This is a genomic window from Halobacillus sp. AWH4_228 (assembly GCF_056158365.1).
This window is the reverse complement of sequence record NZ_JBSWTE010000001.1, coordinates 2597680-2624144: the sequence shown is the minus strand read 5'-3', so window position 1 is coordinate 2624144 and position 26465 is coordinate 2597680. Positions and strand designations below refer to the sequence as shown.

At 46.8% G+C, this 26465-nt stretch carries 33 protein-coding genes and 1 riboswitch; of the genes, 28 read left to right on the top strand and 5 right to left on the bottom strand.

Annotation, left to right across the window (positions count from 1 at the left end; genetic code table 11):
- The first annotated feature begins 1 nt into the window (after position 1).
- The 10 genes from ACXADP_RS13475 (at position 2) to ACXADP_RS13430 (ending at position 6590) form a co-directional block, all read left to right on the top strand.
- The gene (locus ACXADP_RS13475; protein WP_474971678.1) at positions 2 to 895 is read left to right on the top strand and encodes an ABC transporter permease; all 894 of its coding nucleotides are present in this window, start codon (positions 2 to 4) and stop codon (positions 893 to 895) included.
- Positions 896 to 916: 21 nt separating this feature from the next.
- On the top strand, positions 917 to 1759 hold the full coding sequence (locus ACXADP_RS13470; RefSeq protein WP_474972318.1) for an alpha/beta fold hydrolase: 843 nt from the start codon (positions 917 to 919) through the stop codon (positions 1757 to 1759).
- 273 nt (positions 1760 to 2032) lie between these two features.
- Positions 2033 to 2503 (top strand): PH domain-containing protein, encoded by a 471-nt coding sequence (locus tag ACXADP_RS13465; RefSeq protein WP_474968138.1) that lies wholly within the window; start codon positions 2033 to 2035, stop codon positions 2501 to 2503.
- Entirely contained in the window at positions 2500 to 2700 is a 201-nt protein-coding gene (locus tag ACXADP_RS13460) for a hypothetical protein (protein WP_474971677.1), read from the top strand. Before ACXADP_RS13465 ends, ACXADP_RS13460 begins: the two co-directional genes overlap by 4 nt.
- A 140-nt stretch (positions 2701 to 2840) precedes the next feature.
- On the top strand, positions 2841 to 3908 hold the full coding sequence (locus tag ACXADP_RS13455; protein WP_474968140.1) for an SDR family oxidoreductase: 1068 nt from the start codon (positions 2841 to 2843) through the stop codon (positions 3906 to 3908).
- A gap of 142 nt (positions 3909 to 4050) precedes the next feature.
- Positions 4051 to 4251, top strand: a complete 201-nt coding sequence (locus ACXADP_RS13450; protein ID WP_474968141.1) for a helix-turn-helix transcriptional regulator — start codon at positions 4051 to 4053, stop codon at positions 4249 to 4251.
- Between the two features lie 5 nt (positions 4252 to 4256).
- A complete protein-coding gene (locus tag ACXADP_RS13445) occupies positions 4257 to 4676 on the top strand; it encodes a hypothetical protein (protein ID WP_474971676.1) in 420 nt (139 codons plus the stop codon).
- An 81-nt stretch (positions 4677 to 4757) separates the two neighbouring features.
- The gene (locus ACXADP_RS13440; protein ID WP_474971675.1) at positions 4758 to 5096 is read left to right on the top strand and encodes a MerR family transcriptional regulator; all 339 of its coding nucleotides are present in this window, start codon (positions 4758 to 4760) and stop codon (positions 5094 to 5096) included.
- Positions 5097 to 5144: 48 nt separating this feature from the next.
- Positions 5145 to 6188, top strand: a complete 1044-nt coding sequence (locus ACXADP_RS13435; protein ID WP_474971674.1) for a serine hydrolase domain-containing protein — start codon at positions 5145 to 5147, stop codon at positions 6186 to 6188.
- Between the two features lie 51 nt (positions 6189 to 6239).
- Positions 6240 to 6590 (top strand): DUF2200 domain-containing protein, encoded by a 351-nt coding sequence (locus tag ACXADP_RS13430; protein ID WP_474968145.1) that lies wholly within the window; start codon positions 6240 to 6242, stop codon positions 6588 to 6590.
- A gap of 60 nt (positions 6591 to 6650) precedes the next feature.
- Here the strand turns inward: ACXADP_RS13430 and ACXADP_RS13425 are convergent, their stop codons facing one another.
- Positions 6651 to 6866, bottom strand: a complete 216-nt coding sequence (locus tag ACXADP_RS13425; protein WP_474971673.1) for a hypothetical protein — start codon at positions 6864 to 6866, stop codon at positions 6651 to 6653.
- Positions 6867 to 7491: 625 nt separating this feature from the next.
- Here ACXADP_RS13425 and ACXADP_RS13420 point away from each other — a divergent pair.
- From ACXADP_RS13420 to ACXADP_RS13380, 9 genes are all read left to right on the top strand, one after another.
- Positions 7492 to 8667: an iron-containing alcohol dehydrogenase gene (locus ACXADP_RS13420; protein ID WP_474971672.1), complete on the top strand. Its 1176-nt coding sequence runs from the start codon at positions 7492 to 7494 to the stop codon at positions 8665 to 8667.
- Between the two features lie 47 nt (positions 8668 to 8714).
- On the top strand, positions 8715 to 9176 hold the full coding sequence (locus ACXADP_RS13415) for a DinB family protein (protein WP_474971671.1): 462 nt from the start codon (positions 8715 to 8717) through the stop codon (positions 9174 to 9176).
- 56 nt (positions 9177 to 9232) lie between these two features.
- Positions 9233 to 9835, top strand: a complete 603-nt coding sequence (locus ACXADP_RS13410; protein WP_474971670.1) for a class I SAM-dependent methyltransferase — start codon at positions 9233 to 9235, stop codon at positions 9833 to 9835.
- Positions 9836 to 10115: 280 nt separating this feature from the next.
- On the top strand, positions 10116 to 11507 hold the full coding sequence (locus ACXADP_RS13405; protein WP_474971669.1) for a DUF2254 domain-containing protein: 1392 nt from the start codon (positions 10116 to 10118) through the stop codon (positions 11505 to 11507).
- Positions 11508 to 12062: 555 nt separating this feature from the next.
- Positions 12063 to 12227: a hypothetical protein gene (locus tag ACXADP_RS13400; protein WP_474971668.1), complete on the top strand. Its 165-nt coding sequence runs from the start codon at positions 12063 to 12065 to the stop codon at positions 12225 to 12227.
- A 407-nt stretch (positions 12228 to 12634) separates the two neighbouring features.
- Positions 12635 to 13306 carry an HAD family hydrolase gene (locus ACXADP_RS13395; RefSeq protein ID WP_474971667.1) on the top strand — a complete coding sequence of 224 codons (672 nt, stop codon included), beginning with the start codon at positions 12635 to 12637 and terminating at the stop codon, positions 13304 to 13306.
- A 352-nt stretch (positions 13307 to 13658) separates the two neighbouring features.
- A complete protein-coding gene (locus ACXADP_RS13390) occupies positions 13659 to 14111 on the top strand; it encodes a hypothetical protein (protein ID WP_474971666.1) in 453 nt (150 codons plus the stop codon).
- Positions 14112 to 14135: 24 nt separating this feature from the next.
- The gene (locus tag ACXADP_RS13385) at positions 14136 to 14300 is read left to right on the top strand and encodes a hypothetical protein (protein ID WP_474968158.1); all 165 of its coding nucleotides are present in this window, start codon (positions 14136 to 14138) and stop codon (positions 14298 to 14300) included.
- 22 nt (positions 14301 to 14322) lie between these two features.
- Positions 14323 to 14952 carry a pyridoxamine 5'-phosphate oxidase family protein gene (locus ACXADP_RS13380; protein ID WP_474971665.1) on the top strand — a complete coding sequence of 210 codons (630 nt, stop codon included), beginning with the start codon at positions 14323 to 14325 and terminating at the stop codon, positions 14950 to 14952.
- A 165-nt stretch (positions 14953 to 15117) separates the two neighbouring features.
- Here ACXADP_RS13380 and ACXADP_RS13375 read toward each other — a convergent pair whose 3' ends face one another.
- From ACXADP_RS13375 to ACXADP_RS13365, 3 genes are all read right to left on the bottom strand, one after another.
- On the bottom strand, positions 15118 to 15990 hold the full coding sequence (locus ACXADP_RS13375; protein WP_474968160.1) for a DMT family transporter: 873 nt from the start codon (positions 15988 to 15990) through the stop codon (positions 15118 to 15120).
- Positions 15991 to 16192: 202 nt separating this feature from the next.
- Positions 16193 to 16720 carry a D-lyxose/D-mannose family sugar isomerase gene (locus tag ACXADP_RS13370; protein WP_474971664.1) on the bottom strand — a complete coding sequence of 176 codons (528 nt, stop codon included), beginning with the start codon at positions 16718 to 16720 and terminating at the stop codon, positions 16193 to 16195.
- A 23-nt stretch (positions 16721 to 16743) separates the two neighbouring features.
- Positions 16744 to 17613: an SDR family oxidoreductase gene (locus ACXADP_RS13365; protein WP_474971663.1), complete on the bottom strand. Its 870-nt coding sequence runs from the start codon at positions 17611 to 17613 to the stop codon at positions 16744 to 16746.
- A 186-nt stretch (positions 17614 to 17799) separates the two neighbouring features.
- Between ACXADP_RS13365 and rpiA the strand changes: the two genes are divergently transcribed.
- Positions 17800 to 18483, top strand: a complete 684-nt coding sequence (gene rpiA / locus ACXADP_RS13360) for a ribose 5-phosphate isomerase A (RefSeq protein ID WP_474968161.1) — start codon at positions 17800 to 17802, stop codon at positions 18481 to 18483.
- Positions 18480 to 19451 (top strand): Gfo/Idh/MocA family protein, encoded by a 972-nt coding sequence (locus tag ACXADP_RS13355; RefSeq protein WP_474971662.1) that lies wholly within the window; start codon positions 18480 to 18482, stop codon positions 19449 to 19451. The genes rpiA and ACXADP_RS13355 overlap by 4 nt, the downstream gene beginning before the upstream one ends.
- A gap of 43 nt (positions 19452 to 19494) precedes the next feature.
- Here ACXADP_RS13355 and ACXADP_RS13350 read toward each other — a convergent pair whose 3' ends face one another.
- A complete protein-coding gene (locus tag ACXADP_RS13350; RefSeq protein ID WP_474968163.1) occupies positions 19495 to 19872 on the bottom strand; it encodes a nuclear transport factor 2 family protein in 378 nt (125 codons plus the stop codon).
- A gap of 155 nt (positions 19873 to 20027) precedes the next feature.
- Here ACXADP_RS13350 and ACXADP_RS13345 point away from each other — a divergent pair, with 155 nt between their 5' ends.
- From ACXADP_RS13345 to ACXADP_RS13315, 7 genes are all read left to right on the top strand, one after another.
- Complete coding sequence (locus ACXADP_RS13345; protein ID WP_474971661.1) at positions 20028 to 20390, top strand: potassium channel family protein; 363 nt, start codon at positions 20028 to 20030, stop codon at positions 20388 to 20390.
- A 53-nt stretch (positions 20391 to 20443) separates the two neighbouring features.
- A riboswitch (purine riboswitch) is annotated at positions 20444 to 20545 on the top strand.
- A 137-nt stretch (positions 20546 to 20682) separates the two neighbouring features.
- Positions 20683 to 22428 carry an adenine deaminase gene (gene ade / locus ACXADP_RS13340; RefSeq protein ID WP_474971660.1) on the top strand — a complete coding sequence of 582 codons (1746 nt, stop codon included), beginning with the start codon at positions 20683 to 20685 and terminating at the stop codon, positions 22426 to 22428.
- 162 nt (positions 22429 to 22590) lie between these two features.
- Entirely contained in the window at positions 22591 to 22980 is a 390-nt protein-coding gene (locus tag ACXADP_RS13335; RefSeq protein WP_474971659.1) for a hypothetical protein, read from the top strand.
- Between the two features lie 151 nt (positions 22981 to 23131).
- Positions 23132 to 23947, top strand: a complete 816-nt coding sequence (locus ACXADP_RS13330) for a YitT family protein (protein WP_474968167.1) — start codon at positions 23132 to 23134, stop codon at positions 23945 to 23947.
- A gap of 1016 nt (positions 23948 to 24963) precedes the next feature.
- On the top strand, positions 24964 to 25527 hold the full coding sequence (locus ACXADP_RS13325) for a DUF4256 domain-containing protein (RefSeq protein ID WP_474971658.1): 564 nt from the start codon (positions 24964 to 24966) through the stop codon (positions 25525 to 25527).
- Between the two features lie 17 nt (positions 25528 to 25544).
- Positions 25545 to 26336, top strand: coding sequence for a hypothetical protein (locus tag ACXADP_RS13320; protein ID WP_474971657.1), 792 nt, complete (start codon positions 25545 to 25547; stop codon positions 26334 to 26336).
- Entirely contained in the window at positions 26324 to 26455 is a 132-nt protein-coding gene (locus ACXADP_RS13315; protein ID WP_474968171.1) for a hypothetical protein, read from the top strand. The genes ACXADP_RS13320 and ACXADP_RS13315 overlap by 13 nt, the downstream gene beginning before the upstream one ends.
- Positions 26456 to 26465 lie beyond the last annotated feature (10 nt).

Here is a 26465-nt window from a genome sequence, read left to right as displayed (position 1 = left end):
AATGTTAGGAGCTTCTATAAAAGAAGATATGGAAGAGCAGCACCGGAAAAAGGAAAAGCGGCGCTTCGTATTACTTACAAGGTTGAAGCAGAACAAAGTGGCGTATCTATCGTTATGGTTTTTAGTCGTTGTCCACGCCGTTGTCTTTCTCGGTCCTGTCCTGTGGCCGATTACTCCGGATGAACTGACCGATGCAGGGGCCCTTGCCGGCTGGACGCTGCAGCACCCCTTCGGAACGGACGACCTGGGCAGGGATGTTTTCGCACGCATGCTTCACGGCGGGCGTGTGACACTCTTAGTCGGGTTATGTGCGATGCTTTTCTCCTTGATCATTGGCACGATCATAGGCGCCTGCGCCGGATTTTTTGGAAAAGTGGTCGAAGCGGTCCTCATGCGTATTACAGAAGCGATGATGGCGATTCCGAACTTTTTCTTCGTCCTTGTTGCTCTTACGGTGCTTGGGACGACGCCATTCATGGTCGTAATCGTCATTGCACTGACCGGCTGGGTGGAAATTGCCCGTGTCGTTTACGGAGAAACGTTGAAGTGGAAAGAATACGAGTTTGTTGAAGCGGCCAATGCGGCCGGGGCTTCTGCGAAAAGGATTCTCTTAAAATATGTCGTTCCGCAGATTCTTCCCTCGATCATTGTCTCCGGAACACTCGCTATTGCCTGGGCCATTCTCACGGAAAGTGCGATCAGCTATCTCGGTCTCGGCATCCAGCCACCAACGCCGACATGGGGGAACATGCTCCAGAATTCCCAGCAGTACATCTGGACGGCTCCAATTTTAGGTGTGCTTCCGGGTGTAGCGATCACCATCGTTGTACTGGCCTATAATTTTCTTGGTGATGGACTGAGGGATGCCCTGGACCCGCGTTTTGCGAAAAAATAAAGAGGAGGAAGCGCCTTGTTCATGAACGTGAATGATAATGAGTTGTATTATGAAGTCCATGGAAATCCCGAGGGAGAGGTGATTTTCTTCATCCACGGAGCTCCTGGTCTGGGAGACTGCCGTGGTGATATCAAAGCCTTTTCCGCCTTGGGAGATACGTACAAGCTCGTTTTTATGGATATGAGAGGTTCAGGAAGATCGGAGGGCCGTCCCCCTTTCACTCATGACCAGTGGACGGCGGATATTGAAGCTGTCCGCCTGGAGCTTGGCGGAGGTCCGATCACCATTTTAGGCGGCTCGTACGGCGGATTTCTAACGCTTGAATATTCCATCCGCTACCCTGACAGTGTCACCCGCGTGCTGTTGAGAGATACCGCAGCAAGCAGTGACTTTGACTACCTTTCCATCGACCGTGCTCTTGAGAGTGGAATTGACGGCATTACAAAAGAAAACATGACCCGCCTTTTTGAAGGGGAGGTACACTCCGATGAGGATTTGAAAGAGCTGTTCACTTTGATCCAGCCCCTGTATACCGTTGAATACGATGAAGAAGCCGTGCGTCAGCGCCTCGAGCAGATTTACTACAGGCACGAAACCCATAACTTCGCTTTCCGGCATAATAAACCCGCGTTTAATCTGGTTGATCAATTGGCAGAGATCCACGTACCGACGCTTGTGACAGTCGGAAGGCATGACTGGGTCACTCCTGTGATCTGTTCGGAGACCATTGCATCGTGTGTGCCGAATGCTGAGCTTGTTATCTTTGAAAACAGCGGTCACTCTCCCCAGCTGGAGGAGAATGAAAATTACTTAGAACTGGTCCGTCGTTTTCTCCATAAACATAGAGCTGTACAGACTCTTTAAAAGAAGCATGAGACGACTGTGAAAAATAGAGATGAAAGAGTGTCAGATTACATCCGGCACTCTTTCTTTTTTTGAAGTCTACAAGGGTTTGGGGCCGGAGGTTGGAAGATAAATGGGCATGAGTACATCGCAGGCGGCGGTATTTTCAGCAACCTTCGCATCCGATTCTTTTCATTTTTATATCCCCGATTGCAGCGGGGATGCTCTCAAGGTTGATTTTTTTACAATTTCCTCCATACCTTGCGAAACTTTTACGGATAGGAACACGTATAGATGGTGGAGGTGATGGACGTGTATTTTCCGTCCAGAAAAGACTTGTTGTTTGTGCTTATGTACGGAGGAATCATTGGAAGCATTGTTCTACTCTATTTATTTGGGGGAGAAGCGGCCGGTTGGCAGTTGATTACATATAAAAGCGTGCCTGGGTACCTTCTTAGTGCAGGTATCATAGGAGTCCTTTTATGGATCTGGTTTTCGACCGGATACAAAATCATACATGGCTGTCTGCACATTCAATTTGGTCCGATGAGAAAAAAGATCCGCATCGAAGATATTCATAGAGTGGAGCAGAGAAACAGTCCGTTTGCCGCTCCTGCACTCGCGGTAAGGCGTCTCGAAATCCATTCGTCCGACCATGCCATTACACATATTTCTCCCAAAGATGAGAAGGCTTTCCTTCGCCTTCTGCAGAGGAATAATCCAGGGATTGATATCAGCCGGACGTTGAGGGAGGCGGGGACATGAGTTTGAAGAAGAGAATCATGTCCGTCCTTCTGATGTGGGGCATACTGGGCCCGTTTTCTGTTATCCTGGGATACATAAATGATGGTGCGATCGACTGGAATCATTTAATAGGAATGCTGGTTGCCGGCTTTGTCATTGGCTTCTGGATTGCTCCTCTCAGTGATCGGAAAAAACCAAAAAAAGGCAGGCATAAATGATCAATTAGTCATCCTGAAAGAGGTGCTTGAACTTCCTTTTTTCACCATGATTGGAATGGAAGTTGTTTGGAGGAAGAATATCGCGGGTAAAGTCATACTTATGTGAAACTCACATTAATCTGATCCGGGAGGTATGGAATATGCAGAAGAAAACAGCTGTCGTTGCCGGAGCTACAGGAGTGATCGGCAGTTACATTGCCAGGCACCTGAGTAAGCTGGAGGGCTGGGATGTTATCGGCATTGCCCGTCATATCCCTGATGATCCATCGGATATCACTTATGTTTCAGCGGATATGATGGATGGTCAGAACGTCCAGGAGAATCTGGAATCGTTCTCAGAAGTGACCCATTTCATTTATGCGGCATATCAGGACTATGAATCTGATCCTCAAAAGCAGGTGGAGGTCAATCAGACGATGTTTGAAAATACATTAAATGCCGTAGAAAAAAACGCGGACCACTTGGAGCGTGTGATTTTGATGCAGGGGGCAAAAGCCTACGGCGTGCATCTCGGACCTATTAAAACGCCAGCCAAGGAAACGGACGCCCGCCATATGCCGCCGAACTTCTACTTTACACAGGAAGACTATATGCGCCGGGCACAGGAAGGGAAAGATTGGAGCTGGACAATCCTCCGTCCAGATGTCGTCTGCGGGTATTCAGTCGGAAAGCCCATGAACCTTTCTATGGTGATCGGCGCCTACGCTTCGATATCCAAGGAACTGGGTCTGCCTCTTCGTTTTCCTGGAAAAGCGCATCCGTATCTTGCTCAGGTAACAGATGCGACCCTTCTCGCTCAGTGTGTGGAGTGGGCTGCGGTTGAGGAATCCTGCGCATTTGAAATATTCAATGTGACGAACGGGGATTACTTCCGCTGGGAGCACATGTGGAAGACGATTGCCGACTATTTTGATATGGAAGCAGCAGGAGCAGAGCCGCCAATCCAACTCTCTGAGATGATGGCCGACAAGCAGGAGTTATGGGAGCAGATGAAAGAGAAATACCACCTGCAGGACATTCCTTATGACAAATTGGCCTTATGGGGCTTTGGAGACTTCATTTTCAATTGTGATTATGATGTGATGACATCTACAACAAAACTCAGAGAATATGGATTCCACAAATTTGTAGACAGTGAAGAAATGTTTACCCGCCTGTTCCGTGAATTCCAGCAGGAAGGCGTTCTTCCGGATTTCTCTAAGCAGTAAAGGCTTAAGATCCACTCGACATCCGGGTGGGTCTTTTTTAATAACCGTTTTTAAGCAGTAAGGCTGTTTTTGTGATAAATGGAATATATGCATTGCATTATGTAACTTATATGTTACATTGATGAGGAAGGGATAGATAATTATGGAAAATAAAGTGAAGATCGCGCGTGTCACCCTCGATTTAACTCAGCAGGAACTTGCAGAGAAGGTCGGTGTAACGCGTCAGACAATCAGCTTGATTGAGAAAGGCCGTTACAACCCAACGTTGAAGCTGTGTCTGGAGATCTGCTATGCCGTTAACCAAACGTTGGATGAAGTATTCTGGCAGGAACGAAAGGAGTGAAAATAATGGAAAAAATTAAAGATGAACGTCTGCAGTTGAAAAATTTAAAGAACATCAGGATTACTTTTATTGTCCAGACTTTAGGAATTATCGGAATCCTGCTTTATGATCTGATTAACTATGGGATGGACGGGATGACGGATAACCCTGTCTGGTTTGTTTTCATTATGACAGGAGTGATTAATGCCTACCTTTCCATGAGTATCAGTGTGGAGCATGAGAAAACACAACGGTCCCCCGTGACACGGTTGTACATATCTCTCGGTGTAATCACATTGATTTCTCTTTTAATTGTCACTTTCACCGCCTTGACGAATGGGTACAACGTGATGGACGGTCTGCTGGTTGGAGGAATCGTCTTTGTCTGTTCGGGCCTCCCCGCTTTTTATATGTACGGTCTCCGGCAGAAAGAGCGCAACGGATAGTCCTTTCTTGTACGATTTTTCCAAAAAGGATTGAGGTTCCAGGGAGGTTTTGGAATAATAGGGCCGTAAAGGAGGATGGTCATGAAAGAATTAACGACCAACATGTCATTATTAATTGTAGGCGCCTGCATCTTGTCAGGAGCGATTATTCTTTCCAATGCCCTCACGCAGAGCTCCCATGAGGCTGGAGAACAGGTTATAGTCGGCGAACAGCCTGAGGATCCTCAGCTGATGAGTTATTTGGAACTTCAGGATTACCTAGGTCTTAGTGACGAGCAGATAGAAAAGGTTCTCCCGAAGAAAGAGGGCGATGTTGTGGAGAGTCAGATCCCTTATGTGAAAATCGGCTACGAATATTATTTCCCTGTCAAAGCTGTCGATAAATGGCTGGCCGAAACCGAAGCCGCTAGTTTTCCTTGATTGAGATCGCGGTGGTTCATTCGAAACAAAATGGAGCGGAGGAAATCGATGAGAATACATAAAGAGCTGCAGGAAGTGATCCACGATAAATGTAAGGAAATCAACTTTTCCGGAGTCGTCTATGTAAAGGACAGGGAACAGGTGCTTTTGAAGAAGGCCTATGGTTATGCAGACAGAGTGGAGAAAAGGCTGAATACATACAACACCCGTTTCGGAACCGCCTCCGGATGCAAACTGTTCACCGCTGTGGCCGTCTGCCGGCTTGTGGAAAAAGGACAGCTGGAGTTTGATACACCACTGGCCGACTGTCTGGCGATTGAATTCCCTTATTTTGATAAGGATGTAACCATTCATCACCTGTTAACACATACGTCCGGCCTGCCGGATTATTTTGATGAAGAAGTAATGGAGGATTACGAGAATTTATGGAAGGATGTGCCTGTCTATAAAATCGAAACGCTCAAGGATTTTCTGCCCCTTTTTCAAAAGAAACCGATGAACGGCAGGCCGGGTGAGCGGTTCCACTACAACAATGCGGCCTATATTCTGCTTGGGTTAATCATTGAGGAACAAACAGGACGGACGTATACGGATTATGTTCAATCAGAGATTTTTGATCACTGCGGGATGTATGACTCCGGGTATTTTTCTCTCGATCAGCTCCCGGTCAATACAGCGATCGGCTATATCGATGACAAGGAAAAGGGTACATGGCGGACGAATGTTTATTCGATACCCAAACAAGGCGGTTCAGATGGCGGCGCGTTTTTATCAGCTCCGGATATGGCGAAGATCTGGGAAGCTTTATTCCAATATGAACTGCTGAGCGAAGAGATGACCAATGAGCTTCTGCATCCTCACGTGCAGGTGAATGAAACGATTCATTACGGGTACGGGATTTGGATGAACCAAAAAGACGGGCATATATACAACTACCACGTCACGGGCTTTGATCCCGGTGTCAGCTTCCGTTCCTCCTATTATCCGGATGCAGGCCTCATCACAGTGGTTCCTTCCAATCAGCAATCCGGACCGTTCGAAGTTACGAATGTTATCGAGGAATTCCTGCTGGGTTGGAATAGCGGATCGTAAAACCATGCTATAATACTGATACAGATCCTGTTAAAAGGAAGGTGTCGTGGAATGACCAAACATAAAATCTACAGTATGAGTTTTGCCAGTGTCTATCCTCATTACGTCGCAAAAGCTGAGAAAAAAGGACGCACCAAAGAAGAAGTGGACGAAATCATCCGCTGGCATACCGGGCTGTCCCAGGCACAGCTGGAGGAGCACTTGGAAGAAAAGACGGATTTTGAAACCTTTTTCGAGGAAGCGCCTGAGCTTCACCCGTCACGTAAGCTGATCAAAGGGGTTGTCTGTGGTGTCCGGGTGGAAGACATTGAAGAACCCATCATGCAGGAAATCCGCTATTTGGATAAGATGGTGGATGAACTGGCGAAAGGCAAGGCTATGGAAAAAATCCTGCGCGGGTAACAGGCAGAAAGAGAGACATCGCTCTTCTAACAGAGCTGGTGTGTCTCTTTTTTATTTACTTTAGACTTTAAGTCTGCGTTCCACAATAAATCCAACGATTAAGCCGATAACAATCGGTGATATTTCAATATCCACATCGAAAAAAAACCCATTTTCCAGTGGTTCATTTAATTCGAATGAAAACCTGAAAAGAGATACATGAAATAGATCTCCAATCCAATATAATAGAGCCATTGTCCCAACGGATGTTAATAAAGGGAGCCATATTCTCTTCAAATAAACACCTCTTTCCATTACTTGTAACTGAATCAACCTGTTCTCTCAATGGTTACATCGTGAAAGTAGATAATCCAAGGGTATCATAGGTTTCATCACTTGGAAATAAATTCCTGGCCACCGTCGTATCATTCATCGTCACTCCATTCTAATACCTGAGAACAGGTCAGGTAATGATTGAGATCCTTCGCTGCCACTGTATGAAGGAAAAGACACTCCCTTTGAGGAAAAAGCGTAAAAAGCCTGTGTTAACCAGTTAGAGTTGTCCATTTATCGTGTAAAGGGTCACACTCCGCTGGTTGGTGGATGAATGCCGGGGGCACGCCCTCCGCTGACTTGGTCAGGAAGCTCGGGCGCTCGTCTGCGGAAAGGGAAGGGGCTTTCGCTCCTGGCGGTAAGGAAGAAAAAAGCTCGTAAAGAAACAGGAATTTCTATACGAGCTGACACTCTTTTTGATGAAAAAGAGTGTTTGATCTGTCGGAATATTATGTGAAAAGATGTATAGTAGAAATGGTGACGAGAATAAATGGAATCGAGGGACGGGGACCGAGCTGATACACGCAAAGGAAGCATGCGTACATACTCAAACACAGGGCCGAGGGCCGGATAAATAGAAGAGGAGGTTTTGCTATTGAATTTTGACTACTACTGCCCGACTAAAATTGTGATGGGACCTGGACGTTCCAAGGAAGTACCGGGACTGCTGAAGGAGATGACAGAGCCGGGGGCAACCGTGATGGTCGTGAGCGATCCAGGTGTGAAAAAGGCTGGAATCGTAAAGCCTGTTTTAGATTCTCTTGAAGATGCGGGCTATCGTGTGGTGGATTTTGACCAGGTATCTCCGAACCCACGCGATACGGAATGCCTGATGGGAGTGGAAGTGTTTCAAAAAGAAAAAGCTTCGGCTGTCATTGCGATTGGCGGTGGAAGTCCCATCGATACGGCAAAAGCGGTGGCGCTTCTTGGCCCGAACGGCGGCCGTCCCGAGGACTATGTAGAGGGGAAGAGGGCTTATACGAATGCGGCACCGATCCTCTGTATTCCAACGACGGCCGGAACCGGATCAGAAGTTACCCGCTCTTCGGTCATTACACTCGCGGACTCGCACCGGAAAATCACGCTGAAGCACGCGATGCTCCGTCCGGTAACAGCTGTGCTGGACCCGGAACTGACGTTGACGGTACCAAAGGACGTAACGGCAGCAACAGGAGTCGATGCCCTTGTCCATGCTATCGAGGGGTATTCGTGTAAGGTGACGAACCCTGTATCACAGGCGATGGGAGCAAGAGCGATGGAGGTCATTGTCGAGCATCTTCCTCAAGTGTTTGAAAACGGAGCAGATCTTCAGGCACGGGCGAAAATGCAGGAGGGAAGCCTGCTTGCGGGTCTATGCTTTGGGTCAGCGGATGTAGCGGCTGTCCACTGCTTGGCGGAAGCGCTTGGCAGCCTCTATGATACCCCGCACGGCGTAGCGAATGCCATATTCCTTCCTCATGTCATGGAATTCAATGCGCAGGAAAACGTGCCGCTGCACGCGGAAATGGCCCGGCTTATGAAGATGGCAGAAGATAACGATTCGGATGAGGAGGCCGTAGAGAAATTCGTCCGTCAAATCTATGCGTTCACAAAACAGCTGGACATTCCTCTTTTGAGTGAAATACCTGCGGTTCAGGAAGAGGACTTCGAGCGGATGGCTGAACTTGCGGAACGCAACAACTCGACCCCGAGCAATGCCCGGACGATTACGAAAGAAGATTATCTTCAGATTCTAAATGCTGCCTTTCAGTCTCCAATTCTTTGAGAAATACAGCACAGAAGGATAGAATAGGAGAGAAGGGAGTTGGTAGCATGAACGAAGAACAAATCTTTCAACAAATAGCATTAGTGAGAAAAGCAACATTGAAAATTTTAGATGGAATCACGGAAGAGCAGGCGGATCTCCAACCGAAAGGATTTGCCAACAATATCCGATGGAATCTCGGCCATATTGTTGCTGCTCAAAATGGGATGATAGCCAAGTTCGCCGGTACACAGGTCGACACGCCTCCGCGCTTTTTCCAGCTGTTCGCTCCGGGAACGAAGCCGGCGGATTGGGAAGGCAGTGTTCCTACTCTTGATGAATTGAGAAAACATCTCGAACACCAGCCGGAACTTCTGAAGGAAGCTCTCACAGGAAAACTTGATGACGAGGCAGCTGAAGCGTTTCTTTCCATGAAAACCGTTGGTGAAATTTTAAATTTCACGCTGTATCACGAAGGGGTACATACGGGCACAATAAAAGCGATCAAAGCACAGACCGATCAAAAGTAAGAAGCAGACCGGCCGGATTTCCGGCCGGTTTTTTAAATAGGAATGGAGGTGGAAATATGGACGACAACGTATTCGAACAATTAGCGGCAACTTACGATTCGCCCGAGAGGAAAGAAACGGCCGGTTATATCGTTCAAGAAGTAAGAAAAGAACTGGAAGACAGTTCTACCAAGTTCCTTGTAGATTATGGAGGAGGGACAGGTTTGGTGGGGCTGGCATTGGCGGATCTAGTGAAGTCCGTCCAGCTTATCGATTCTTCTGAACAGATGCTGAAAATCGCTGAAGAGAAGATCAAACGCAGCGGCATCACCAATGCCTCTGTTCTCTGTGCAGATTATACTAAAGAAACACCGGAACCACAGGCGGATATCGTACTGGTCTCTCTTGTGCTGCTCCACATCCCGGACACCAAGGACATTTTACAGAAGCTGTTCCACCTCTTGAACAGGGGCGGGAAGCTGCTCATCGTCGATTTTGATAAAAACGAACAGATCAACCACCCTAAAGTGCATAACGGTTTTTATCACGAAGATCTACAGAATCTTCTAAAGGAAGCAGGCTTTGTGTCTTCCCATGTTCACACGTTTCACCACGGGGAGAAGATATTCATGAAGCAGGACGCTTCAATGTTCCTGGCTGCGGCTTTTAAAGAAGACTGATCTTTTGAAGGTCGGCTCACATATGGATATCGGTTTTTTTCTGCGTATATCGATTATTTTTCGGATATATCGACTAAATCTGCAATATATCGATCTTTTTCTGAATATATCAGTCAAATCTGCGATATATCGGTCAATTCCTGCATCCACCCTGAAGAATTAAACGAAATCAGGTTAGCGGCGACCGTTCAAGGGAAGGAATTAGAAGAATTCCAATACTCTAGAACAGAATGGTGTGCCGCATATGGGTTTCTTCTACTATATAAAGAAATATTTTAACATGTCCAAACGTCAGCGCAGGAGTGAGCTGAAATCGACGCTGTGGTTTATGCCTTTTTGGTATATTCTCGGGGCGGTCGGATTGTCCGCCTTCACTTTTTACCTCGACTACATCGTGGATGTCAGTTTATATCTGCCACCGGCAATCGGGTTCAGCGGGCAGACGCTGCAGGTGCTGCTGAGTGCGCTCGTCGGAGGCGTCCTTACACTGAGCGCCTTTACAATCAACTCTCTGCTCGTCGCTTTAACAACGTTCAGCGGGCAGTTTTCATCAAAAATGCTTGTCAACTTCGTGAGTGACCGGGCGACCCAGCACGTGCTCGGTATTTTTAACGGAAGCTTCATTTATGTGCTGCTGAACTTCCTGTATGTGACGCATGAGGAAGAGGAGTACATTGCCGCAACGCCGGTCCTGTCAATCCTGACTGCGATTATAGCTGCCGTCACCTTCATCTATTTCATCAACCATACGACGACATGGATGCAGGTTCATAACATCAGCTACAATATGAACGCCAAATCTCAATCAGTCCAGACGGCTTTGGAAAAGGAGCTGGCTCCTTTTCACCTTGATAAAGACGTCGATCCTTACTCACTCCCGCCTGAAGAGGATAGGAAAGTCATAACCTCCCCTCAGTCCGGGTATCTGCAGGTGGCCGATTTTGCAAGGCTCGTCAAGCAGGCTTCCAGAGATGAAGGGATCCTGCGGTTCGATGTCCGGATTGGTGAATTTGTGGTGGAGGGGACACCGGTGTTCAGCTACTGGGAATCCGGTTCTAAGGTTGATCCGGAACGGTACTTCAAGTCGATTGAAATCGGTGTGAAACAAACGGAGATTCAGGACCTGGAGTATGGTTTAATCAAACTTGCAGAAGTCGCCATCAAAGCGCTCGGTCATAACGACCCGCTGACGGTGACCAATACCATCCACCAGATCACAGATCTTTTGAAGCGGATCGGTCAGTCGACCAATTTTTCCCCTTATCTATTTGATCAGGAGGAAAGCCTCAGGGTCATTTTGAACCAGAAGGACTTCCGCTACTACCTTCATAAAGGGTTCGCATCCATCAGGGAATATGCGGACCAGAATTCGACGGTCATGACGGAACTGCTGACGATGGTTTCTCTGCTCAGTAAAACGATGGAGAAGGACGTCCACGAAGATTTATGGGAGTTTGCGCGCCAGACGATCCTCGGTTTTGATAATTACAGCCTTTATGAAAATGACTGCCTGTATATTATTGAACAGCTGTCCGAGCTTTCGAAGAATACAGGACATCAACAGGATTACCTGTTTCTGCTTGAATATATGCTGCAGCGGGTCAGTTCGAAAAGTGCGGCCACTGTACCCGTGAAAGAATCATTACAGAATGAACAGGATTTTTCTTCATAAGAAAAAGGCTTATCCATGAGTGGGTAAGCCTTTTTCAAGTTGCGCATCTTTGTTCATTTTGAAATAATTGGAATTTGAAGTGGGATGTATTATAAAGGGAGGGAGACTGCCGGGAATCCCGCGGACCCCCGGTATGCCCAGGTCATGTAGTAAGGAAATAAGTTTGCGAATGGTGTTGGTCTGAACAAATTAAGTACGGATTTCTTTCCATGGGAAAGTACTTTACTGTCGTTGGTTTTAATCTCATAAAGAGTAAAAGCTGCTCGTTAGAGGTCAACGCCCCCAGGTCACAGCAGACAGGATTGTTATGTTCGTTGTGAAAACTTATTCCAGTATACATTTCCCCCCTAAGGAATTGGAGTAATTCCATTTTAAATTCCCCCTCAGAACATACTTTCCCGTCACTTGGTTTAGCAAACGTTTTTGGAATATAATTTTTGTTGTTTTCCTATAACAAGTGGCTGTTTATAGAAACGATCATCTGAAGAGGTTCCCGGTATTTTATCTATATCTTGGTGATGAAATCATCGAATCTCTTACAAGGGGGAAGATGTCGTGGAGACGGGTATTTCAGCGATTATTATAACATTCATCGTTGTCATCGGATGGGAAGCGATCATGTTGAACGATCTGCCTGTGAAAATCCATGGGCATTGGATGTATGTGGCCATTGGTGTATTGAGCGGACCTCTTTTGATTTTAATTGCTTTCCATTTTTAGTAGATTTATCTCTTTGATGAGGAAAACAATTCCAATTTGTATTACAATGAAACCATTGCATCTACATATAGGATATCTATGAATCTTCTACAAAAGTGGAGGGATGCCTATCGATAAATTTTTCGATTTTTTGGACTGATTGTGTTGTCTATAACTGCTGATCTTTTTCTGATTGACTTGTTTATAGAGCATGATTTCCTTGACTATCGGGGAGGTGGCGTCATCTTTATAACTTCACTAGCGGCTGTCGCAACAAACTTGTAGAAAAAAGAAAATGGCTGGGACTGATTATTATGGGGAGAATCGGCCTGGTGTTCGGACCTTTCCTCATCCACCAACCGGCCTGAGTAATGGGCCCTTTTAATGGACCAGAAAAAAACTGACTGAAAAGCGGAAGGCAGGATACTATGACAAAAGCCATCATTTTTGATATGGACGGAACACTGTTTCAAACCAATCAAATTCTGGAAGCCTCTCTTGAAGATACTTTCCAGGAACTGAGAAAAATCTACAAATGGAAAGGAGCAGCTCCGCTGGCTGAATATCAGCGGATTATGGGCGTGCCTCTTCCGAAAGTGTGGGAGACCCTGCTGCCTGAGTTCACTACGTATGAAAGAAACGAAGTGGATGCGCTCTTTTTAGACAGGCTCATCAGCAATATTCAGAATGGCAGGGGATCCTTGTATCCAGGGGTGGAGGAAACGATGGAAGACCTGAAAAGTCAGGAGGTTTCGGTATACATAGCCAGTAATGGTTTGAAAAGGTACCTGAAGACCATTGTAGAATATTATCACCTTGACCGGTGGGTATCGGAGACATTCAGCATAGAACAAATCGACTCTCTTGATAAATCCAGGCTCGTTCAGGAAATTATCCAAAAGCATGCTATACAGGAAGGGGCAGTCGTCGGTGACCGACTGTCTGATATCCGGGCAGCCAAGGAAAATGGATTTACAGCCGTGGGATGCCGCTTTGATTTTGCGCGGGAGGAAGAACTGGCACAGGCGGATGTTGTCATTGAAGATCTACGTGATTTAAAGCGGGTCATGCCTTTACTGGAAGGAACCCCCTATCAATAAGTACCGGGATAAGAGTGAGGCTGTACATACAAATGTAGTACAGCCTTTTTATTTCTTGAAGGGGGAGACCTTTGGACAAAAAAACGCGTGCTACCGAGGTGTCAGGATGGTGTTGGTCAGTGCTCCCAATGTTGTGGTAATGGTTATCTTTATCGGGACCGCATCTGGAGGAAAGATGATAATTGAACATAACCAGGGGAGAAAAAGATCGTTCTTAAGGACCGTTCTTTTTTTGTTATTCACTTAACTATCACGAGAGAATGATGAAAGGAAAGCGATGAGAGGGTGTGACAAAAACATCCATAACTTATAGAATTTAGATATATATCTATTGAGGAAAGAGAGGCTCATCATGAAATTCAATGAAAACAAGACGTGGAAAAGGAAGCTAGGCTATATAGGTTTTGCACTGGCTGCCTTCGGTCTTTCCTTCCTCCTCGCTTATTCGCTCCACTATTATCCACTCGGCTACGACACAGTCGGAATGAAAATGGTCAATGAAGACCATACAGCTCTCACTTTGGAGAAAAACAACGCTTACGGAGTGGCGGAGGAAACGGTGGTGTATGAGCCGCCTGAAGAGGATCAATGGAAAGTCAGTATGCTTGTGGATTTGGTGAACGACCAGTCCATCCACTACTGGGTGTTTTTTACTTCCATCTTCGCAGCGTTGTACTGGGTTGCCGTTGATGTAAAAAAAGGGGAGAGTGTTCGGAAAACCATCCTTTACAGTTCTTTGGGGGTTGTGCTGACAGGTCTTTCTTTAATGGATCATCTGTATGATATTAAAGACATCCTGCCATAAATAAGATAAGGAGGGGGAGTCTGCATGTACGGATGGCTGACAGGGATATCGATTCTTTTACTTGCTTTCATGCTGTATCTCAATCGCAGGACGATGTTTAGGGATGTGGAAAACGTGAAGGTGCTCATCATGATTTTTGTTGTCCTCCCTCTTCTTGTCTTATTCATTGTGGGGGCTGCGTTTTTATAAGAAATAGAAGGGGTGGAAGCGGATGTATCGGTTCAAGGAGACGATTTCGGATGAAAAAGAGCTTCAGAGTCATGTCGGAGATCCAAGTGATCTCGTGGTAAGTAAGGTTATTTCCTTCCTTGATGACGGCTGTATGGATTTTATCTCTAAATCTCCGTTTCTAGTACTTACGACCTCAGGTGAAAAGGGGCAGCCGGACGCATCGCCAAGAGGGGATCATCCCGGCTTTGTCCATATCTTAAACGAAAAACAGTTTGTGATACCGGAAAGACCCGGGAACAAGCGAGTCGATTCCCTGCGTAATATTATCACCAATCCAAGTGCCGGTCTGCTCTTTTTCATCCCGGGACTTGGAGAAACACTCCGAATCAAAGGGCATGCGCAGATTATAAAGGATAAGGATGTGCTGAAGAAAATGGCGGTCAAAGGACGTCCGCCTGAGCTCGGCATTGCAGTGGAGGTGGAGGAGTGTTTTATTCACTGTGCCAAAGCCCTCATACGCTCAAAACTCTGGCACCCGGAAGCATGGATCGCAGAAGGGGAACGTCCTTCTGCCGCCCGCATGCTGTTTACACATGCCAAGCTTCCGAACTCCACGGTGGATTCGATTCAGGACCGGCTCGATGAGAGCTATAGAAACAAACTCTATTAATTGGAGGAGGGCGTACGTATGGATGTAGTCATGAACATATTGATCGGAGTAGGCCTTGTGTATTTTGTTTTCTTTCTTATAGCTGTCATTTCCGGAGTGAAAAAGGAATAAAATTTAATAGATATAAAAAAAGCCGTCCAGTAACTGGATCGGCTTTTTTTGGATTCAATCTTGAGCCTGTTTAAAGGAAAGCAGCGTGATCGTCATCAGGATAATAACCATGCCGGCACCTTGGATGAGCGATAAGCTGTCACTGAGGATAAGGACGCCGAAAATGGAGGCCGTGACCGGTTCCACCATAGCAACAATGGAAGCTGTAGTAGGAGCTGTCCGTTTAATCCCGAATACATAGAGGACGAAGGAAATGCCTGCACCGATCAATCCGAGTACGATGAACAGAGGCAGATCCTCTGATGTAAGAACAGAAGCTGCTTCCTGAATATCCATATAGAAAAACAACAGGATGCTGAAAACGATGAAGGAAATCGTCAGAGTGGTTGGTGCGCTTCCTTCTGCGGCTGCTTTTTTAAAGGCGAAAATGAACAGAGCGTAGGACAGGCCTGAGCCCAGTCCAGTGAGTGCTCCGGTCAGATTGACGGATGCCCCGCTGCTGCTATAGGCTCCGGTAAGCAGTACGATCCCGATCAATACGGAAACGATACAGCCCCATTTCAGCCAGGAAGACCGTTCGATTCCGAGAAAGAAAGAAGCAAGCAGTACAAACACAGGTGCGGTGTACATGAGGGTTGCCGCTACCGCAATACTGGATGATTCTATACTAAGAAAATAAAGTGTGAAGTTCCCAGCGACGCCGACACCAGCGAGAGCTGCCCATAAAACGAGCGAATATGTGCGTGGCATATGCTGGCGCGGCTTGATGATAAACCAAATGAAAACACAGACGAGACCGATGGCTCCCCTGTAAAAGGAAATGACCCCAGGGCTCCATCCTTTATCCATTAAAATGTCTGCCACACCACCGGTCATCCCCCATAAGACAGCGGCGGTCAAAATGAATGTGACACCGATATATTTCATAAGCTTCCTCCTCTATTTACCAGATCTATTTAGGGCATATTCCATCAGGAAACCTTTATTAAACGTAGAATCATCAACAACTATAACAATCGGTATAATGGAGTAGGGACTTTGGGGGATGAAAGTATGTTGAAATAACATATGAGGCAGATTCTTAGAAAAAAGTAATGAAAAAAAGCCCGGGCAGCGGCCGGGCTTTCGTTTAGATATCCGGATGTGTAAAAATGTCATGGTCATCCGTACTTGTTGATGAATATTCGGCTGTCACCGCTCCAGTTTCGCCTGCCTGGAACCAGTGCTTCGTGTTAGGAGGAATCGTGTATTGGTCCCCAGCTGTTAAAATGATTTCATGAAAAGCTGTAAAATGATCCTGATCTTTTTCCGGGGGAAGGGCAGCAGGGTTCTCTACAGGATCTCCCTCTACATATAGATAAACCGTTCCATACTTAACCCGGAACGTTTCCTGTTTGCCCGAATCGTTTTCGGTTACAGGAGGATGGAGATGCTCCGGACAGGTCTGGCGTGGGAACAATACCCATTCCTTCGCACAGTAGCGGTCGGTGTTGATGTAGACAAACAGCTGCAGTCCTATTTCGTCAAGACGTCCAAGTCCGTAATCATTCACTTCAATGGACTGGATTTCCTCATCTCTAAGAAGGATATCGGCTTTTTGGAAATATTCATGGACCTTTCTTTGAACCTCACGTGTCGACCATTGAGCTATAGTCATCGTCTCATTCCTTTCCTCGTTGATTAAGAAGTCATAATCTGTCCGCCGTTGACGTGTATACACTGCCCGGTCATATAGGAACCTTCTTTTGATGCAAGAAGGACATAGGCTCCAACGAGTTCAGCCGGTTGTCCAGGACGGCCCATGGGTGTATCAGTGCCGAATTCTTCAACAGATCCGCCGTCAAACGTAGAAGGAATCAATGGTGTCCAGATCGGACCCGGGGCGACCATGTTGACGCGGATGCCTTTATCAACAAGATTGGCCGCCATGCTTCGTGTGAAACCGACAATCGCACCTTTCGTAGATGTATAGTCAATTAAGACAGGATTGCCTTTATATGGATTGACGGATGTCGTATTAATGATGGCACTGCCTTCGCCTAGATGGGGAAGGGCATATTTCGTCATATGAAAAACCGAGTGGATATTGGTGTTGAACGTTTCCTGCCACTGTTCAAAAGAGATGTTCTGAAGGTCATCCGTCGGGTACTGGACGGCTGAGTTGTTGATGAGAATATCCAGCTTTCCAAAGTGATCGACCGTATCCTCAATAAGCTGGCGGCAGGTTTCCTCTTTCGTTACATCCCCTGGAAGAAGTAGACACTGAACGTTTTCCTGTTCCACCCACTGCTTCGTTTCTTCCGCGTCCGATTCCTCACCTTCGACATAGTTGATGGCCACGTGTGCGCCTTCTTTGGCATAGGTGATAGCGACAGCTCTTCCTATTCCGCTGTCTCCGCCTGTAATTAATGCCACCTTTCCTTTCAGCTTTTCACTGCCTTTATAATCGAACGGCTGAATAGGTGCCGGATCCATTTTGGATTCGATCCCAGGCTGCTCAGGCTGGGTCTGTCTGGGCTGGCCTCCCAGCTGCTGTTTTTGAATATCCATATGAATCTCCTCCTTATGTGTTGTGGAAGTGAAGTTCCACAGCACGAATTGTTGTAAACATTTGTAAGCGGATGCATGGGGATTTTTTGTAAAACAGGGAAAAAGAACGACTTGGATAAAAATGGAGCGTATGCATTGCAGAAAACATGCCCTTGCTGTACATTGGTCCCAAGGTGGTGGATGAAGATGGATGTGAAGCAGCGGTGTGCGGAGAAGGCACTGGAATACATAACCGAAGGCAGCATCATTGGGCTTGGTGGAGGAAGTACAATCAAGCACCTGATTACGCTGATTAATGAAAACAAGATGTATGTGAAAGTAGTGACGCCGTCGTGGGAGACGAAACAGCATTGCATCGACGCCGGCCTGGAGGTCGTTTCAATCACAGACGTTAGTAAGATCGATACAGCATTTGACGGCTGTGACCAGGTCGATGAGCAGTTTCACGCCTTGAAGAGCGGGGGAGGCATTCATTCGATGGAAAAACTGGTCGCTGGACTCTCAGAGGAATATATTCTGCTTGTCGATGAGACAAAGGTTGTCCCTTTATTAACCTATGACCATCCGGTCGTTTTGGAAGTATTGCCCCAGGCGCTGCATTTTGTAAATCAACAGTTGAAATCGTTTCCGGCCCGCGCATCTCACGTCCGTCAAAGCAGCGGACAGGATGGACCGGTATATACCGGGAATGGAAACCTCTTAGTAGACGTTTATATGGAAGCGGGGCAGGACAGTGCTGATCTGGAAAGCCGTTTCAAAGGGGTGACCGGTGTGGTCGATACCTCGCTGTTTACGTCTGTCGTTACCAAGGTACTGATGGCCGGAGAAACAGGAGTACAGGAAATGAAAAGAGGAGGAGATGTAAGATGAGACAAGTGAATTGGGGAATTGTAGGACCCGGCGGGATTGCCGGCAGCTTTGCCAGAGCGATCCATGAGGTGAATGGAAGCGTATACGCAGTATGGGGCCGCAATCCTGAGAAGACCCGAGCCTTTGCCGATGAATATCAAGTGGAGCACGTCTATGAAGAAACGAAGCAGCTGATGCTGGATGACAACGTGGATGTCGTGTACATAGCCACCCCACACAGCATTCATTATGATTATATTATGGACGCATTAAAGCACGGCAAGCACGTTTTCTGTGAAAAGGCGATTACGATGAACGGAAAACAGCTTGAGGAAATTGTCGAGGTTGCAGAAGCTGAAAACCTCATCGTCGCAGAAGCGATGACCCTGTATCATATGCCTTTGTATCAGAAGCTGGACGAAATCATACAATCTGGAAGAATCGGGAAGGTGAATATGGTCAACGTGACGTTCGGAAGCTGTAAGGAGGATGATCCATCCAACCGTTTCTTCAACCCGGATCTGGCCGGCGGCGGAATGCTGGATATCGGCACCTATGCGCTGGCGTTTGTCCGGTTCTTCCTTTCCAGCCAGCCGACAGAGCTTCATACGACCGTGAAAAAATATCAAACGGGCGTCGATGAACAGTCCGGCATCGTCATGAAAAATGATGATGACGAAATGGCCGTCGTCTCCCTTGCGATGCGTGCGAAAATGCCGAAGCGCGGGATTATTGCCGGTGATGAAGGCTTCATTACCGTGGATGATTTCCCGAGAGCCGAAAAAGCGGCGATCACGTATACAGCAGATGGCTCTGTTGAAACGATCGAGGCCGGTGAAACGAAGCAGGCCCTGCAGTATGAGGTCGAGGCCGTGAACCGTTTGATACTGGAAAAAGGGGAAAACTGGACCCTTCCGCTTTCCCGCCAGGTGATGGAGTTAATGGATGAAGCCCGCCAGCAGTGGGAGTTAACGTACGACTTTGAATAAAGGAAAAAGGCAGCGCTCCACGTGGAGCGCTGCCTTTTTATGATCAGTACGCGTCAAACAAATCCTGCTGGTCCGGAATGTTTTCGAGGTAGGTGATTTTCCCATTTTCATTGAGCATCGCCTTGTCGATGCCGGTCTGGGTGTAGACTTTGCCGGAAGCGAGTTTTCCGCAGACGGCCCATCTCGTTATATATAAATCCGTCCCCTCGTGCTTTCTCCAGCCTTCATACATATGCTTCAAATCCACGTTGTTTTCATAAATGCTGCGGACGAAGGCTTTCCAGTTCTCCAAGCCTTCTTTACGGTCACCGTTCAGAACGAAAACGATATCTTCACTGAACAGCTGGTGAAGCTCTTCTTCCGCTTGTTCACTCGTTCTGGAGCGGTCGAATAAGTCGAAATACAAATCCAAATTTTTCATGATGTCTCTCCTTCAGTAGATCAATGGGATACGGGTTTAAACATATAGAAAAAGAAACCCCCTTGTCAAAAAGCCGGCCTGTTTTTCCGCTTTTTCCTCTGGGTCTGTGTGGTAAAATGGACGGTATATGGTTCGATCACAAAGGGGACGTACGTATGATTTCATTTCTATTAACATTGAAGAGGCTGTTAAGCGCCTTATTCCAGAGTATGAAGGAGCCCGTCTTCCGCTCGCTGCTGACGACACTAGCTTTCATTCTGCTGTCCGGTACGTTATTTTACAGAGGGGTGGAGGGCTGGACGTATCTGGATGCCTTTTATTATGCCTTCAGCAGTCTGATTCCAACCAGCGGCAATACCGGCCTTGTCCCGCAGGAGGATTTGAGTAAATGGTTTACGATGATCTATCTGTTTGTCGGGATGGGCGTCATGGCTATGGTGTTAATCAAAGTGGGATTGGCGGTTGCGGATTTCGAGAAGCATGATGAAAACCAAACCCAGCGCAGAAAGACATTATAAAATTTTTGTTGACCGGACAACCGTCTCTGCTTACAATAGAAAACAATATCTTTAAACACAACTTCAGAACGACTCGTATAACGTTGGAAATAAGGTCCAAAAGTCTCTACCAAACTACCGTAAATAGTTTGACTACGAGGAAGAAATGAGAGGGGAACGTCTATCTATGGACAGGTTCCCGTTTATTCATTACTCCTTAACGTCAAACTCCAGGTCTGTTTCCTGGAGTTTTTTCATATCGATGACCAGCCGGCGGTACGTGCTTATCTCGTTCGAAGAAAGGGGCAGAAGCATGGATCAACACAAAGAGCAGTTACGAAAACGTATAGAGGTGTCAGCCGGAAAACGCTCCGCTGACATGGTCATCAAGAATGGCCGGGTGATCGACGTCTTTAACCAGCGGGTGGTGCAAAAGGACGTCGCCATCGTGGATGGTCTCATTGTCGGTCAGGGTTGCTATGGTTCGGCTGCAGAAATCGTGGATGCCGCTGGAATGTACGTCGCGCCCGGCTTCATCGACGGACACGTTCATATGGAATCGTCCATGGTGAGACCGAGTGAATTTGCCAAAGTCGCTCTTTCCTGTGGTGTGACGTCTGTGGTGACGGATCCTCATGAAATCGCCAACGTCTGTGGAAAAGAAGGGATCCAGTTCATGATGGATGATGCCGCAGACTGCCTGTTGGATGTTTATTTTATGCTGCCGTCCTGTGTGCCCGCTGCAAGCCTTGAACAGAACGGAGCGTATCTTACAGCTGATGACCTCGAGGGCTTTTATAAACATAAGCAGGTGCTCGGACTCGCTGAAGTCATGGACTTCCCGGCTGTCGCATCAGGAGCAGAGGATATGATGGACAAGCTGCTTACCGCTTCCCGTCTCGGTGTTCCGATTGACGGCCATGGTGCAGGATTTGATGAGAGGGCCCTGAACATTTATAAGGCCGCCGGCATCACGACGGATCATGAATGCAATACAGGCGAAGAAGCCCTGGAGCGGATTGAACGGGGCATGCATGTCCTCATCCGGCAGGGATCGGCCTCCAAGGATCTTTCATCTATTGTTCCTGTCGTAAACGAGCGCAATGCGCACAGGTTCCTTTTCTGTACGGATGATAAAGGTCTTGACGAATTGATGGAGGAAGGCAGCATCGATGATAACGTCCGGTTGAGCATAAAACATGGGATCGACCCGATTCAGGCCGTGCAGATGGCGACAATCAACGCCGCGGAATGCTACGGCCTGAAAGAGAAGGGAGCAGTCGCCCCGGGATATGAGGCGGACCTTGTTTTCTTTGAGGATTTAGAGAACATAAAGGTTCAAACGGTCTATAAAGCAGGAGTGAAGGTGGCGGAGGCAGGGGCCTATGCCGGTGATCCGCGTGAAGCTGACCCTGTCGTTCCATCGGTCTGTGACACCGTTCGTATTCCTGAAATGAAAGAAGGCTCCCTTGATATCCCTGTCTTTCACAAGCAAGGTGCGGTCATCGAAGTCATCCCCAACCGGCTGCTGACACATAAACGAATCGAACGTGTGGATGTCGAAAACGGGCTGTTTGTCCCTTCACAGGAACGTGATCAAAGCAAACTCGTCGTGGTCGAGCGTCATCAGAACACGGGAGATACAGGTCTTGGAATCGTAAAAGGGCTGAAAATGAACAATGGGGCCATCGCATCGACAGTCGCTCACGACTCTCATAACCTGGTCGCGGCAGGAACGAGTGACAAGGATATCCTGACTGCGATCCATCATCTCCACGCCATTGGTGGAGGTCTCGCCGTCGTTCAAAACGGGAAGGTTCTGGCTTCCGTGGAGCTTGAAATTGCCGGACTGATGTCCAAGCAGGACGCACCAGCGCTTTATGACGGTTTGAAAAAAATCGATGTTGCGTTGGAACGCGTGTTAAAGAATGATGTCGATATCCATCCGTTTTTGACCTTATCGTTCTTAACCCTCCCCGTCATACCGGAGTTAAAGCTGACAACGAAAGGATTGTTTGATACGACCCAGCAGAAGCATATCCCCGTCAGTTCACACTGAACACGCACGAAAAGCTGAAGAAGGACGTGTCTTCAGCTTTTTTTCTTTTTTACAGAGAGGATATTGAGGATTGTGAGGGATTCTGAAATAATTATCATAACCTGGGTTTCATCTTTTGCAGACATCGCATCCTCTGCAAACTATATAGAAAGAAGGGGTGTTATGAAAAAGAAGGGATGGGTCATGACGGCCCTTCTCGGTTTACTCATTCTGAGCAGCTGTTCCAATCAGGAACGCTATATTTATGAAGGAGATAGTGAACATTGGCATGGAGAAATGGAAGTGAATGTGACGGAGAAGGAAACGACTGAAGATTTTGCTTTGATATTCAACGGAGATGTTGAGCAGCTGGGGGAAGCTGGTTATTTAGAATACGAGTATGAAATGATCACGTCTAAAGGGCGTGGAGAAATCAACTTCGAGAATACCCCGGAAAGCAGAACATTCACACACCATTCCGGCAGTAACTCTTCCGTGTTCACCAGTGATCAGACCATCCGAGTGACCGTCGAATGGGGAGAAAACAAAGAAGAATTCGTATTGAAAAAATGACGGCTGAGCCTTTGTTCCTCAGCTGAAAAACAGGTTTATCTATGGATCTTGAAGTGAATCATTTACAAACCTGCCTTTTCTATTCGCTTCTCATAGAAGAAGCTGCTAGAAAAGGTGGATGACATTTTTGTTGGAGATGGGAGGAAAATCTATGAAAAACACCCTGTACATTATTATTGGATCTCTTTTATTTGCGTTGGCAGTGACGCAGCTGGCGATGCCGAACTCCATCGCTGAGGGCGGTATTGTCGGTGCTTCTCTTTTGATTTACTACGGCACCGGAATCTCCCCCGGAATTACGACACCAATCATATTCGTCGCCCTTCTCGGTGTCGGCATAAGGTATCTTCCGAAGCCGATGGTAATCAAAACCGTTTTTAATGTGGCCTTATTTTCCTTTTTTCTATGGTTTTTCGAACACATCTGGGCGTATCCGATCGAAGATGCGCTGCTTGCCGCCATTTTTGCCGGGGTTATTACCGGAATCGGTTTCGGCTTCATTTATCAGGCCGGCAGTTCGGTCGGAGGGACCTCTATTATCGCCCGGATGCTCAACCATCAGCTCGGGTGGGATTTGACCGGAGTGACGTTCGCGCTTGATGCGATGGTCGTTGTTGCAGGTATCTTTATCATCGGTCCCATCTCCACCATGTACACGCTGATCACCTTGTACGTCGGAAAAATCGTGACAGACTTTGTGCTCGGTGGCTTTGACTCGAAAAAAGCCATCAATATCATTTCTCCAAAGACAGAGGAAATTTCTCAACGGATTACGACGGAGCTTGCTTCCAGTGCGACGCTGTTCTATGGAACAGGTGAATATTCCAAGGAGGAGCGCCGGGTGCTGTACATTATCGTTCATACCCACCGTCTTCTTAAGTTGAAGCGGGTTGTAAAAGAAACCGATCCAGACGCCTTTATTGTTGTGCACAACGTGAAGGACGTGTCGGGTGGATTTATTTCATAGGTTCGTAAAAAAGCAGTTATTCGTTTTGAATAACTGCTTTTTTATTGCCATAGTTCTTATCAGCTGTTATTGGTATGGATGTTTACTTTTAATACACAACTCCCCGTAGAATCAGGAAATTTACATTCCCCATATTTAAGTTGAATAATCGAACTGTGTCAGACCACGTGAAATATGATACTTTCTAACTTTCATACTTTCTTGGAATCAGGAAGGTGATTTTGAATCTTTGTCGAAGAGGAGCGTAAGAAGAGAAAGGATATAGGGTAAACAAGGAAGCATGGAAAAAGACCAGATCCAGCTCACGACCATTTTAAAAAGGTTTGTGAACCAAGACGGCTGAACGATGCCATTTAAGGCCATTCCGATCCGTTTCTGCAAGCGTACATTTTCCCAGCGTTGAGTGGGAGTCAGATGCACGAGTTCCTTATCTTTCTGTCAGTACTCGGAAGATCAAGGGCAGGAGAGATTTACCTGTATACGGAGGAATGGTGAGTAAAAACAATGAAACGATTTATTATGAAAATCCTAGAATGAATGGAACAAGCTTATATGTTAGACAACATCCAAAGATAAGGAGAGGGGTGTCATCGATTTCGCTCTTTTATTTGGTGTGCTGCTGAACTTGTTTTCGCTCGTTACCATTCGGAAGGTAAAAGAAGAAAATACGTTTCAACGGATCATTCACATCGGATGTCTGGTTACAGGGATCGTTTTATTAAACGGTTTTAGCATTCAGTTCCAAGAATTTATTGGAAAGTATTAAAAGGAGGCTCATGCTTGATTACCATTGCTTTAGCATTCATCGCTATCGTTCTTATTGTCATTGCCCGCAACCTGCAGTTTATTGGGAAACAGTTGAAAAAGATTGCGGAAAGTGATCATCAGGATGGATAAAGGATCCTTCCGTGTCTTCGTCTGTCCTGATCACCCGGCCTCCTATTTGGGAAAAGGGGAGCACTGAATTTTGGACTGCGATAGGATCGGAACAAAGAAACGTTAAAGGAGGAAAAAGCATGTCTAAGGAAAAGCTTTTATCTCAAGAGGAAAGCGATCAACTTCGATCTTCATTGAAGCAGCGTTTTGACAAGCACCCGGAACGTCATCAGGGAATTCAGTGGGCTGTTGTAGAAAGAAAGCTGAACACTCACTCTGAAAAAAACGCTGTGCTTTATCGTATGGAAGAGACGGGCGGTGAGCCGGATGTGGTTTTTTACGATGAAGAGAAAGATGAGCTTGTCTTTTTTGACTGTGTGAAGGAAAGTCCAAAAGGACGGAGGAGCGTCTGCTATGATCGGAAGGCGCTGGAAGCGAGAAAGAAATACAAACCGGAAACATCAGCAGTGGACCTGGCCGGGGACATCGGCATCGAAATGCTTTCTGAACAGGAATACCGTTTTCTTCAGGAAACGGGAGAGTATGATACGAAAACATCCAGCTGGGTAAAAACGCCGGATGACGTCCGCTCCAAAGGCGGGGCGATTTTCTGTGATTTCCGCTACGGGCGTGTATTCACCTATCATAATGGGGCGGAATCCTACTATGCCGCCCGCGGATTCAGAGGGTCACTCCGGTTTTAAAAGAGAAAGGGGATTCGATGAAATACGCCGTATCTGTAACCGACACATCCCATGTACAATCCATCGAAAAAAGCGGGAAGCTGATGCTGGAAGAGCTTGAAAGGTTTTCTGAACAGCTCAGGACAATTTCCTCGTATGAATCACCGCGGGGCATCGTTTTTCATGATGTTCCATCAGCAACAGAACTTTATTCGACCATTCCACTTCCGGCGTATACCTCCAGGGATCTGATTCACCTTCATCCTGTGGTAGAGACGTGGAAAGAGTTGTATAGACCAAGTGCAGCAGGAGTACCGGAAGCGGAGAGGTATTATGACAGCCTGACCGTAAAAGATGTGGCTGTAATTGCCGCTCATGAACTTACTCACCACGCCGATGTTTTTCATTCTGAGTTTGAAACATGGGAGGAAGAAGATGCCCGGGATATGTGGTTTGAAGAGGGACTCTGCTTTTACATACCAAGAACACTGATCTTGAGTAAAGACCGGTGCCAGACCATCATGGAGGCCGAACGCTTATTGATCGACAAATATAAGGAAGAATACGGAACATATCCACTTGGTCAATTTGGTGCGGCGGGATACCGGGGAGGAAGCAGTGAAGCGCTATCCGCCGCTTTTTATGATTATTGGAGAAGTACCCACGTCGTTTCCGAGCTCGTAGAAAAGTACTGCGGAGGAAGTGTCCATACATTACTGGATATCTATCGTGAATGGGTGGAGGGGACTTCGGATGAGAGTCTGCAGCAGTTTTTTGTGACGTACTTCTCTTTTACAATAGAAGAAGGGAAAGCGCTGTGGCTGATGTAGATCAGACGATATCTTTGATAAAAGTGCCGGCGGCGATGGCCCTGACAGGGAATTTGACTGCTTTGTCCATAGCGTGGGAAATTGCCCCTGGCATTCGTTCATTGTTAACATCTGTTTGAGGTAGAATGA